The organism is Pseudomonas sp. Pseusp9 (assembly GCF_059491265.1).
This window is the reverse complement of the sequence record NZ_CP168500.1, coordinates 4,985,462-4,997,167: the sequence shown is the minus strand read 5'-3', so window position 1 is coordinate 4,997,167 and position 11,706 is coordinate 4,985,462. Positions and strand designations below refer to the sequence as shown.

Annotated in this window: 10 protein-coding genes; 7 read left to right on the top strand and 3 right to left on the bottom strand. The window is 60.7% G+C overall.

The features are described from left to right. Positions 1-575 precede the first annotated feature (575 nt). Together ACEN8E_RS22745 and ACEN8E_RS22740 are read left to right on the top strand one after the other, a co-directional pair. Positions 576-1,298 (top strand): winged helix-turn-helix domain-containing protein, encoded by a 723-nt coding sequence (locus tag ACEN8E_RS22745; protein WP_495589958.1) that lies wholly within the window; start codon positions 576-578, stop codon positions 1,296-1,298. Continuing rightward, the gene (locus ACEN8E_RS22740) at positions 1,295-2,905 is read left to right on the top strand and encodes an ATP-binding protein (RefSeq protein ID WP_057399094.1); all 1,611 of its coding nucleotides are present in this window, start codon (positions 1,295-1,297) and stop codon (positions 2,903-2,905) included. The genes ACEN8E_RS22745 and ACEN8E_RS22740 overlap by 4 nt, the downstream gene beginning before the upstream one ends. A gap of 126 nt (positions 2,906-3,031) precedes the next feature. On the opposite strand, the gene ACEN8E_RS22735 is transcribed toward ACEN8E_RS22740, so the two are convergent. Further along, positions 3,032-3,757, bottom strand: coding sequence for a 4'-phosphopantetheinyl transferase family protein (locus ACEN8E_RS22735; RefSeq protein WP_495589957.1), 726 nt, complete (start codon positions 3,755-3,757; stop codon positions 3,032-3,034). Between the two features lie 90 nt (positions 3,758-3,847). Then, on the bottom strand, positions 3,848-4,639 hold the full coding sequence (locus tag ACEN8E_RS22730) for a dienelactone hydrolase family protein (RefSeq protein ID WP_495589956.1): 792 nt from the start codon (positions 4,637-4,639) through the stop codon (positions 3,848-3,850). Positions 4,640-4,783: 144 nt separating this feature from the next. Between ACEN8E_RS22730 and ACEN8E_RS22725 the strand changes: the two genes are divergently transcribed. The 3 genes from ACEN8E_RS22725 to ACEN8E_RS22715 all read left to right on the top strand — a co-directional run bounded on the left by ACEN8E_RS22725 (position 4,784) and on the right by ACEN8E_RS22715 (position 7,527). After that, on the top strand, positions 4,784-5,386 hold the full coding sequence (locus tag ACEN8E_RS22725; RefSeq protein WP_495589955.1) for a hypothetical protein: 603 nt from the start codon (positions 4,784-4,786) through the stop codon (positions 5,384-5,386). Between the two features lie 120 nt (positions 5,387-5,506). Then, positions 5,507-6,184, top strand: a complete 678-nt coding sequence (locus ACEN8E_RS22720; protein ID WP_495589954.1) for a response regulator — start codon at positions 5,507-5,509, stop codon at positions 6,182-6,184. Continuing rightward, on the top strand, positions 6,181-7,527 hold the full coding sequence (locus tag ACEN8E_RS22715; RefSeq protein WP_495589953.1) for an ATP-binding protein: 1,347 nt from the start codon (positions 6,181-6,183) through the stop codon (positions 7,525-7,527). The genes ACEN8E_RS22720 and ACEN8E_RS22715 overlap by 4 nt, the downstream gene beginning before the upstream one ends. Positions 7,528-7,688: 161 nt before the next feature. Here ACEN8E_RS22715 and ACEN8E_RS22710 read toward each other — a convergent pair whose 3' ends face one another. Beyond that, positions 7,689-8,687 (bottom strand): AraC family transcriptional regulator, encoded by a 999-nt coding sequence (locus tag ACEN8E_RS22710; protein ID WP_495589952.1) that lies wholly within the window; start codon positions 8,685-8,687, stop codon positions 7,689-7,691. Between the two features lie 338 nt (positions 8,688-9,025). On the opposite strand from ACEN8E_RS22710, the gene ACEN8E_RS22705 reads away from it, so the two are divergent. Together ACEN8E_RS22705 and ACEN8E_RS22700 are read left to right on the top strand one after the other, a co-directional pair. Further along, positions 9,026-10,360 (top strand): dicarboxylate/amino acid:cation symporter, encoded by a 1,335-nt coding sequence (locus ACEN8E_RS22705; RefSeq protein WP_495589951.1) that lies wholly within the window; start codon positions 9,026-9,028, stop codon positions 10,358-10,360. Positions 10,361-10,505: 145 nt separating this feature from the next. Continuing rightward, positions 10,506-11,687, top strand: a complete 1,182-nt coding sequence (locus ACEN8E_RS22700; protein WP_495589950.1) for a CaiB/BaiF CoA transferase family protein — start codon at positions 10,506-10,508, stop codon at positions 11,685-11,687. The last annotated feature ends 19 nt before the right edge of the window (positions 11,688-11,706 follow it).

Here is an 11,706-nt window from a genome sequence, read left to right as displayed (position 1 = left end):
CCTTGGGCCTGAAACCGGGATCCATTGCAGGTGACAGTCGGGACTGCAACACCCGTACCGTTTTCACCACTCGGGGCCGAAATACGGTAGCCATCCGCACGCGCGGTTTGGTCTTTCGAAAATACGTTTGGTTCAACCGGACAGAGGCAATAATAGCGCTTGAAATTGGTGTCTGGTTTGTGTTTGGTTTTTTGCGCAAAACCCTATATCTAGGGTTTTTTTAGCGCCGGGCTACAAGATAATGCGTTTTAGGGGGGGATTGCAACGTACTACCTGTGGATAAACCTGTGCGTAAATTGTGTGTGAAAGAGGGAACCGGCGTGTAGGCCGCGACGCTGCTGGACCGGACCTTTTTTCAGCGATTTTCTACGATCGAAAACGCTCGTTCGGATTTTTAAGGGCGCGAACCCTATCACAAAAAACCCTGTTGTCCGAACGCATTTACCCGCTTGTGTTCTCGACGGGCGGCGTTTATACAATCGGCCCAGCGTGTATACATATTAGTCCCCCCGAATCATTACAAAAAGACGGGTGGATCCTTCCTTATTAGTGTTTTTGGCAAGCAGAGGTCACCCGTGGAGCAAGAAGCCTGGCAGGTATTGATTGTGGAGGACGACCAGCGACTGGCCGAACTGACCCGCGATTACCTGGAAGCCAATGGCCTGCGTGTATCGATCGAAGGCGACGGTGCACTCGCTGCGAACCGCATCATCAAGGAACAACCGGACCTGGTGATCCTCGACCTGATGCTCCCCGGTGAAGATGGCCTGAGCATTTGCCGCAAGGTCCGCGCCCGATATGACGGGCCGATCCTGATGCTCACGGCCCGCACCGATGACACTGACCAGATTCTCGGCCTGGACCTGGGGGCTGACGACTACGTGTGCAAACCGGTACGTCCGCGTCTGCTGTTGGCGCGCATCCAGGCCTTGTTGCGTCGCAGTGAAACGCCCGAAGCCGCCCCGGAAAAACAGCGGCGACTGCAGTTCGGCCCGCTGATGGTCGACAACGCTTTACGCGAAGCCTGGTTGCAGGGCAACGGCATCGAACTGACCAGCGCCGAATTCGACTTGCTCTGGCTATTGGTGGCCAATGCCGGGCGCATCCTCTCCCGGGAAGAGATCTTTACCGCCCTGCGGGGCATCGGCTATGACGGTCAGGACCGCTCCATCGATGTGCGCATCTCGCGCATCCGCCCGAAGATCGGCGATGATCCTGAGCATCCACGGTTGATCAAGACTGTGCGCAGCAAAGGCTATCTGTTCGTTCCCGAGGCTTGCGTAGACCAGACCCTGTGAACTCGATCTTCCTGCGCATCTATGGCGGCATGTGTGCCGCGCTGATTCTGGTGGCGGTGCTCGGTGTGCTGGCGTTGCACCTGCTCAATCAGGTGCGCAGCGAGCAATACCGCGAGCGCCTGGCCCACGGCACGTTTTCGCTGATGGCCGACAACCTGCAACCGATGAACCAGACCGAGCGCCACCGGGCCTTGCTGGTGTGGGAGCGGCTGCTGGGCATTCCGCTGGCGCTGAAAACCTTTACCGAGACTGACCTCGACCTGACCCAGCGCACTCGTGTGCTGCGTGGCCAGGCATTGGTGGAGCAGACCGGGCCGCACGCGGCGAAGGTGTACAAGCTGGTCAGCGACAAGGAGCAGTTGATGCTCACCGGGGAAGTGCAGCAGATCAGCGAACAACTGGCCCGGGCGACCATCTACCTGTTGACCGATGAACTGGTGCGGACTCCGGTAGCCGACCAGCCCTTGCGCCTGGCGCAATTGAAGGAAAGCAAGGGCTTTGGCTTCGACCTGCGCCTGGTCACGGTTGACGAGGCGGACATGGACGAAGACCAGAGCCGCCGAGTGTCCGAGGGCGACACGGTGATGGCGCTGGGCAAGGGGGGCGATTCGATCCGGGTGTTTGCCGGCATGGTCGGCACGCCGTGGGTCCTGGAAATCGGTCCGTTGTACCAGATGAATCCTTATCCCCCGGAATGGCTGGTGCTGATCGCCGCGCTGGGCCTGACGCTGATCGGCTTGATCGTTTATCTGCTGGTGCGTCAGCTCGAGCGCCGCTTGCGTGGCCTGGAGGCCGCGGCCACGCGCATCGCCAAGGGCAGCCTGGAAACCCGGGTGCCGGCGCGCGGCGCGGATTCCGTGGGGCGCCTGGCCTCGGCCTTCAATGGCATGGCCGAGCACTTGCAACAGTTGCTGGCGATCCAGCGTGAACTGGTGCGCGCGGTGTCCCACGAATTGCGCACGCCGGTAGCGCGCCTGCGCTTTGGCCTGGAGATGATCGGCTCGGCCACCACACCGCAAGCCCTGGAAAAATACTGCCAGGGCATGGACCACGACATCGAGGACCTTGACCGGCTGGTCGACGAGATGCTGACCTACGCACGGCTCGAACAGGGTTCTCCGGCATTGAACTTTCAGCGGATCGACCTGGATGCCTTGGTCAACCAAGTGATTGAAGAACTGGCGCCGTTGCGCGCCGACGTCACGGTACAGCGCGGGTTGTGCCTGTCGGCGGCCGATAACGACGACGCCTGGGTCGAGGCCGAGCCGCGTTATCTGCATCGGGCGATCCAGAATCTGGTGAGCAATGCCATGCGCCATGCGCAATCACGGGTGACCATCAGCTATCAGGTGGGGCAGCAGCGATGCCGGGTGGATATCGAGGATGACGGGCCGGGGGTGCCGGAGTCGGCCTGGGAGAAGATCTTTACGCCGTTCCTGCGTCTCGATGACAGCCGCACCCGTGCTTCTGGAGGCCATGGGTTAGGCCTGTCCATTGTGCGACGCATCATCCATTGGCATGACGGGCGGGCGTTGATCGGCAAGAGCAAAAGCCTGGGTGGGGCGTGTTTCAGCCTGAGTTGGCCGAGGAATCAGGAGAAGCGCTGAGTCTTGTGTCGTTTTATAGGGCCCCATCGCGAGCAGGCTCGCTCCCACAGGGATTTTTGGTAGCGACGCGGATCCGGTGTAGGAGCGAGCCTGCTCGCGTTGGCGGCCTGACAGACGCCAAAGACTTCAGGCCTTTATGCTGACCAGACTCAACAACTGCCCATCCTTGACCCCGAACTGCGCATCCAGCTCGGTGCCGTTGCGCCATTCGCAGGACAGGTCCGTGAGCAGTCGCAACTTAACCTCACCCGACTCACGCCACTCCAGCACTTCGGCGTGTTCGAAATAAAAACGCTGCTGAACGATCGGATAGAGCGCCTTGAACAGGCTTTCCTTGACCGAGAAGGTCAGGGTGACCAGCAACGCCCGCTGATCGTGATGAGCGGCCGCCATGCGCTGCAGCTCCGGCGGATTGAGGATCTCCCCGGCCAGGCGTTCGGCCCGATCGGCATTGAGCAGGTTTTCCAGATCCATGCCCAGGCCGCGCCAATGGCTTTTGTTCGCGACAATCGCCGCAGCCCGGCCAGTGCTATGGGTGATCGAACCGGTGATATGGGCAGGCCAGACTGGTGCCCGGTCTTCGCCGATGGCCGGAATGAAACCCAAGCCTTCGAGCCGCTGTAACGCGGCCCGGGCGCACACCCGCCCGGCGAGAAACTCCGCCTGACGTTTGGCGACAGAGCGCTGAATGCTCGCCGGCGCCTCCACAGCGCTGCGCTGAAAATCATCGATTGCCAGCCGGGTGCTATCGAAATGAGTGCTCACCAGAACCGTATCGGGCAGCACAAACGGCAGCGGCCAATGGTCATCGAGGGGGGTGCAGCAGACGGGCAGGGCAGGAGTGGAGTTCATGCCGGGCATTTTGCCGGGTTGCCCTGGGGCTGGGTAGTGGCAGACGGCTTTTGTGGCGAGGGGCTTGCCCCCTCGCCACATATATCAGGGTTAACCAAAGATCCTTTTGAAGAAGGCCTGCATGTCCGCCCAGGACTTTTCATCCGCAGCTTTGTTATAACCAATGTCCGGCCCGCCATGATCGCCATGGCCCAATCGATCGGCATCCGGGTTGGTGAAGCCGTGCCTGGCGCCGTCGAGGCTGACGAATCTGTAGTCGGCACCGGCCTTGTCCATCTCGCTCTTGAACGCCGTGATGTTTTCCGGGGTGACGATGCTGTCCAGCGCCCCGTGTTCCACAAGGATCTTCGCCTTGACGCTGCCTGGTGTTGCCGGCGTATTGGTGGCCAGCGCGCCATGGAAACTCACCACGCCTGCCAATGGCACGCCCTGTCTTGCGGCATTGAGCACCACACCACCACCGAAGCAGTAGCCGATGGCGGCGATTTTATGCGGATCGGTCTGCGGTTGTTGCTTGAGCAGGTCGAGCCCGGCCTTGAACCTCGCGCTCGACACGGCACTGTCTTTTGCCACGGCTTGCATGAAGGCCATGGCGTCTTTGGGGTGCTCGGTATTTTTGCCGTCACCGTACATGTCGATGGCCAGGGCGCTGTAGCCCAGGCCGGCGAGATCCCGGGCACGCCGCTTGGCGTAATCGTTCAGGCCCCAGAACTCATGCACCACCACGACTCCGGGGCGCGGCCCTTTGAGGGCATCGTCGTAGGCGTAGTAGCCAATCATTTTCGTGCCATCGGCACTTTGGTAAGGGATTTCCCGGGTCTGGATGGCGGCCTGGCTGAGCCCGCTCATGGCCAGCAGGAGGGCGGCGAAGAACATGCGCATGGTCGGAACTCCTCTTGAAAAGTGTCGAAACATTCGGGAGGGGCGGTTCAGCCCGGGTTCAGAGTGCGTTCAGGGGGAGTTCAGGGCTCGGTGCGTAACCTTGCCCCGTACCCGAAAAACAAACGGCACATGAGGACACTCCCAATGACTGGATTCAAAAAACTGCTTCTGGCATTCACAGTTCTGGGCGCAAGCACCGCAGCCTTCGCGTCCGACGACAACTTCGCCAGCCTTATTCTTGGACAGACCAGCGACAAGGTCAAAAAATCCCACGCCCTGAATGACAACCTCAACCACCCGAACGCCGATGGCGTGATCGGCAAGGACACCACCTGGGGTGTTCGTCTGGGCCAGCAAAACACCAAGGGCCGGTACTACGCCACTTACGACAATGTGTCGGGCTCGCACAACGGCATTAAACTGCGTCAGGAAAACCTTCTGGGCAGCTACGATCTGTTTTACCCGGTGGGCGGTAGCACCAGGCTGTTCGGTGGTGCGACGGCCGGCCTGACCAAAATGACTCAGGAGTCGCCAGGCTTCAGCCGCGACAGTGATATCGGCTACGCCATCGGTGGCCAGGCGGGTGTGCTGCAACAGGTTTCGCAGAACACCTCGGTTGAACTGGGTTACCGTTACCTGCGCAGCAACGCCAGCACCGAGATGAGTGAGCGTGGTGGCAGCAAGCAGGGTTCGCTGGACCTGACCAGCAGCGCCCAGACGTACCTGTCCGCCAACTACGCTTTCTGACAAGCGTTTCGTGAGCGGCTTGCGCCGGATCAACCCGAGGGGCTGATCCGGCGTTGCCATGTTAGCTATCGAGGTGCGACGTTGCGCCTCTGGAGATGTTGATTTGCCCGGGAGAGCGTTATGAAACTGCTGGTCGTCGAAGATGAAGCGCTGCTGCGTCATCACTTGAAAACCCGCCTGACGGAGAGCGGCCATGTGGTCGAGTCGGTAGCCAACGCCGAGGAGGCGTTGTACCAGACCGCGCAGTTCAACTTTGACCTGGCGGTGATCGACCTCGGTCTGCCGGGCATGAGCGGGCTCGACCTGATCCGGCAGTTGCGCTCAAGCGGCAAGACCTTCCCGATCCTGATCCTCACCGCACGAGGCAATTGGCAGGACAAGGTCGAGGGCCTGGCCGCCGGTGCCGACGATTACGTGGTCAAGCCGTTTCAGTTCGAAGAGCTGGAGGCTCGCCTGAATGCCTTGCTGCGCCGCTCCAGCGGCTTTACCCAGTCGACCATCGTTGCTGGTCCGTTGCTGTTGGACCTGAACCGCAAGCAGGCGACCCTCGATGAACAGCCGTTGGCACTGACTGCATATGAGTACCGCATTCTCGAATACCTGATGCGTCACCATCAGCAAGTGGTGCCCAAGGACCGCTTGATGGAGCAGCTCTATCCGGATGACGACGAGCGTGATCCGAATGTGATCGAGGTGCTGGTCGGGCGTCTGCGCCGCAAACTGGAGGGGCCGGGCGGATTCAAGCCGATCGACACTGTGCGCGGCCTGGGCTACCTGTTCAATGAGCGTTGCACTTGATCCGTTCGCTGCGCATCCGCTTGATGCTCGCCGCCACGCTGTTGGCGGTGTTGTTCATGCTGGCGTTGTTGCCGGCGATGCAAGGGGCCTTCAGCCTGGCGTTGCAGGACTCCATCGAGCAGCGTCTGGCCTCGGACGTGACCACATTGATTTCTGCCGCCCGAGTGGAGAACAACAGCCTGCAGATGCCGGCGCAACTGCCCGACGAACGCTTCAACCTCACCGACAGCCGATTGCTTGGCTACATTTATGACCGTGAGGGGCATCTGGTCTGGCGTTCGAAGGCGACCCGGGAAGAACCCATCAATTACAAGCCGCGCTACGACGGACGTGGCAACGAGTTTGCGCGGATCCGCGAAGAAAATGGCCAGGAGTTCTTCGTCTACGACGTCGAGGTCAAGTTGCTCGGCGGCAAAAGTGCCGCCTTCAGCATCGTGGCGCTGCAGCCGGTTCGCGAGTACGAACTGACCCTCGAAGGCCTGCGGGAAAATCTCTATCTGGGCTTTGGCGCGGCATTGCTGGTGCTGCTGGCGCTACTGTGGATCGGTCTGACCTGGGGATTGCAGGCATTGCGGCGCTTGAGCCAGGAACTGGACCAGATCGAAGGTGGCACCCGCGAAAGCCTCAGCGAGGAACATCCCCGGGAATTGCTGCGCCTCACCGGTTCTCTCAACCGTTTGCTGCACAGTGAGCGTGAGCAGCGCAGCCGCTACCGTGATTCCCTCGATGACCTGGCCCATAGCCTGAAAACGCCCCTGGCGGTGTTGCAAGGCGTCAGCGAAGACATGGCCCAGCGTCCGGAGGATCGCGATCAGGCCTGGGTTCTGCAAACCCAGATCGAACGCATGAGCCAGCAGATCAGCTACCAGTTGCAGCGCGCCAGCCTGCGCAAAAGCGGTCTGGTACGTCACCAGGTGCGTTTGCATCCGGTGCTGAAAAGCCTGTGCGACACGCTCGACAAGGTCTATCGCGACAAGCGCGTGCACGTCGCGTTCGACCTGCCCGACCCGTGCTATGTACCGATCGAGCAGGGCGCTCTATTGGAGATGATGGGCAACCTGCTGGAAAACGCCTATCGCCTGTGCCTCGGTGAAGTACGCATTAGCGTGCGTGAAACCCTCGGCGGCATCGAGTTGTGTGTCGAGGACGACGGCCCCGGCGTACCACCGGATCAGCGCGCACGGATTCTCGAGCGCGGCGAGCGCCTGGACCGTCAGCACCCGGGGCAGGGCATCGGTCTTGCGGTGGTCAAGGACATCATCGAGAGCTACAGCGCCAAGCTGACCCTGGATGACTCTCCGATGGGCGGGGCGGCGTTCCGGATTCACTTCCCGGTGGTATGACCTTGAGTTTGGTCGTGCTCTTTCGGGCCTCTTCGCGGGCAAGCCCGCTCCCACAATGATCGGGGTCGCACACAATTGCTGTGGACGCAGTGAATCCCTGTGGGAGCGGGCTTGCCCGCGAAGGGGCCGGTGAACACACCAGATAAAATCGCTCTTGAACCTCAGCACTCCTGCGCCCGATAAGCCCCCGGCGTCAGCCCCGTCCACTTCTTGAACGCCCGGTGGAACGCCGACGGCTCGGAAAACCCCAGCTGCTCGGCGATCTGTTGCAACGACAGGTCAGCGCGGCCCAGGTGATAAATCGCGATGTCCCGGCGCATCTGGTCCTTCAATTCCTGAAAGCTCGATCCCTCTTCCCGCAAATGCCGGCGCAAGGTCTGCGGACTGATGTGCAACTGCGCAGCCACTGTTTCCAGGTCGGGCCAGCGTGAACTGTCGCGACTGAGCAAGCGGCGCAAGCGACTGCTCAAGCTGTCGCCATCGTCCGGGCGCGAGAGCAGGTCGGCGGGGGAACGCTCGAGGAAATGCTTGAGCGTGCGTTCATCCTGCAATAGCGGCATGGCCAGGTAGCGGCTGTGAAACAACAGGCTGCTCTGGGGGCTGGAAAACTCGAGCGGACAGGAAAACAGCAGGTCGTACTCGGCGCCGTGTTCCGGCCGGGGGAAGCTGAACGCGGCCTGTTCCAGGCGAATGCGCTGGCCGATCAGCCAACTGCCGAAACGGTGCCAGATCACCAGCAGGCTTTCGCTGAGAAAATGATCCGGGTCCCACAGTTGCGAGTCATCGAGGCTCAGGCGGACCCATTCATCTTCGCGGCTCAGGGTCAAACGCGGAGCTCCGGGGAATAGGCTATAAAACAATAAGCCGCGGTTGAGTGCCTTATCCAGGCTGCGGCAGTGAATCACGGCATGGCACATCATCGCGAAGCTGCCCGGCCTGCTGGGGGCTTGCCCGAACCCCAGGTACTCGTCGTCCAGTGCCAGCCACAAGGCCTGAATCAATTGGGTGAATTGCTCTGGAGCGATGCGCGCCCGGGGCTCGTCCAGCAACTCGGGGCTGATCCCCAGTTGCTGTAGCAGGCCCGAATAGTCGTAGCCGTGCCGACGCGCACCACCAAGGACGGCGCGGGCGAAATGACTGGCAATGGTGCGTTCGCGCATGGCAGCAGTTCTGACCGTTGAACGACGGATGGTAGCTGCGCACTGCGGGCGTGAACAGGGCGGATATCCGCCAAATTGCAGGACGACTTTTAATGGAAGGGCGGAAATCCGCCACATGATTGTAACCGTCCGGTGACAGGGAATTCGCTGCGACCCTTGATATCAAAAGGCTCGCAGGGATTTTGCGCAAGGTGGCACGGGCCTTGCGATACAACATGTAGATGCCTGCCGTTGCGCAGCTCGAAAAAACAAATCCCTCCAGTGCAGGAGGGTTCGCAATTGCGGTGTTGCGGGCAACAGATGGATGTTGTCACCGGGCACCCTTGAGGAACTTTGCAATGACGACTCGTCAGCCACTGTACAAATCCCTGTATTTCCAGGTGATCGTTGCAATTGTCATCGGTATCGCACTCGGTCACTACTATCCACAGGTCGGTGTGGCCGTGAAACCGTTGGGTGACGGGTTCATCAAGCTGATCAAAATGATCATCGCGCCGATCATCTTCTGTACCGTTGTCAGCGGTATCGCCGGCATGCAGAACATGAAGTCGGTCGGCAAGACCGGTGGTTATGCGCTGCTGTACTTCGAGATCGTTTCGACCATTGCCCTGCTGGTCGGCCTGGTCGTGGTCAACATCGTGCAGCCAGGCAATGGCATGCACATCGATGTCGCCACCCTTGATGCCTCCAAGGTGGCCGCCTATGTTGCAGCCGGCGCTGACCAAAGCGTTGTCGGCTTCCTGCTGAACGTGATCCCGACCACCATCTTCGGCGCCTTCGCCACCGGCGACATCCTGCAAGTGCTGATGTTCTCGGTGATCTTCGGTTTTGCCCTGCATCGCCTGGGTGACTACGGCAAGCCGCTGCTGGACTTCATCGATCGTTTCGCCCACGTGATGTTCAACATCATCAACATGATCATGAAGCTTGCGCCAATCGGTGCCTTCGGTGCCATGGCGTTCACCATCGGTGCCTACGGCGTCGGCTCGCTGGTGCAACTGGGCCAGTTGATGGCGTGTTTCTACATCACGTGCCTGCTGTTCATCCTGGTCGTGCTGGGTTCGATTGCCCGCCTGCACGGTTTCAGCGTGCTGAAAATGATCCGCTACATCCGTGAGGAACTGCTGATCGTGCTGGGTACTTCGTCGTCGGAGTCGGTGCTGCCACGCATGCTGATCAAGATGGAACGTCTGGGTGCGAAGAAATCAGTCGTGGGTCTGGTGATCCCGACCGGCTACTCGTTCAACCTCGACGGTACCGCCATCTACCTGACCATGGCCGCGGTATTCATTGCCCAGGCCACCGATTCCCATATGGACATCACGCACCAGATTACCCTGCTGGTGGTGTTGCTGCTGTCGTCCAAGGGCGCTGCGGGCGTGACCGGTAGCGGCTTCATCGTACTGGCGGCAACCTTGTCCGCCGTGGGCCACCTGCCGGTTGCCGGCTTGGCGCTGATCCTCGGCATCGACCGTTTCATGTCCGAAGCCCGTGCCCTGACCAACCTGGTCGGTAACGCTGTGGCCACCATCGTTGTGGCCAAGTGGGTCAAGGAACTGGACACCGATGTGCTGCAAGCCGAGCTGGCTTCGGGCGGTCGCGGCATTGCCGAAGAGCCTAAAGACGATGTTTTGGGCCACGTCGAAGGGGCAACCCCGACGAACGCCAAGTAAGCCTTGTCGCTATGAAAAAACCCGCTTTGGCGGGTTTTTTCATGCCTGGTGTTTGAGCGCAACGGTCACTGCACATGGCACATAAGGTGATTGCTGCAATGCCAACGGCTGCCTAGGCTGGGTGCATCGTCAAGGGAGAACGCTCATGCTCGGTCCACTGGCATCACTCAAGGTTCTGGATTTCTCGACACTGCTGCCGGGGCCGTTCGCCTCGTTGCTGCTGGCGGACATGGGGGCCGAAGTGCTGCGCATCGAATCACCGACCCGCATGGATCTGCTGCGGGTGTTGCCGCCTCACGATCAAGGCGTGTCAGCCAGCCATGCCTACCTCAACCGCAACAAGCGCAGCCTCGCCCTGGACCTCAAGCAGTCCGAGGCGCTGGAGGTGATCAAGTCGTTGCTGCAGGATTACGACATTGTGCTCGAGCAGTTCCGCCCGGGTGTCATGGAGCGTCTGGGCCTGGGTTACGAAGCCCTGAAGGCGATCAATCCAAAATTGATTTATGTGTCGATCACCGGCTACGGCCAGACCGGCCCCTATAAGGACCGCGCCGGCCATGACATCAACTACCTGGCCTTGTCCGGGCTGGCGAGTTACACCGGCCGGGCCGACAGTGGGCCGCTGCCGTTGGGCATGCAGGTGGCGGATGTCGCCGGTGGCTCGTTGCACGGGGTGATTGGCTTGCTGGCGGCGGTCATTGCCCGGCAGCAAACCGGTCAGGGCCAGCACCTGGATGTCAGCATGACCGACTGCGCGTTCAGCCTGAATGCGATGGCCGGTGCCGGGTATCTGGCCTGTGGCGTCGAACCGGAGCCGGAAAACCAGGTGCTCAATGGCGGCAGCTTCTACGATTACTACCGCTCCCGGGATGGGCGCTGGCTATCGGTGGGCAGCCTGGAGCCGGCATTCATGAAACAGTTGTGTACGGCCTTGGGGCTGGAGGAACTGGCTGGTCTCGGCCTGTCACCGCAATTGGCGCATCGGCAACAGCTTAAAGAGGTGCTGAAGGTCGAATTCGAAAAGCATGACTTTGCCGAGTTGTGCGCGCTGTTCGCAGAGCTGGATGCTTGTGTCGAGCCAGTGTTGAGCCTGGGAGAAGCGCTGCGTCATCCGCAGTTGCAGGCACGGGAATTGGTGGCGCAAGTGCCACGGGGCGACGGATCAAGCCAGGCGCAGATGGCGTGCCCGCTGAAGTTTTCAGGCGGGGTGCCTGAGCCTCGGTATATCGGCGCTGCGCTGGGGCAGCATACGGATCAGGTGTTGGGGGAGTTGGGGTTCAGCATTGAGCGCATCGAGCAGTTGCGGCGGGCCAAGGTGATTCTCTAGTGCCTGTCAGGCCGCCATC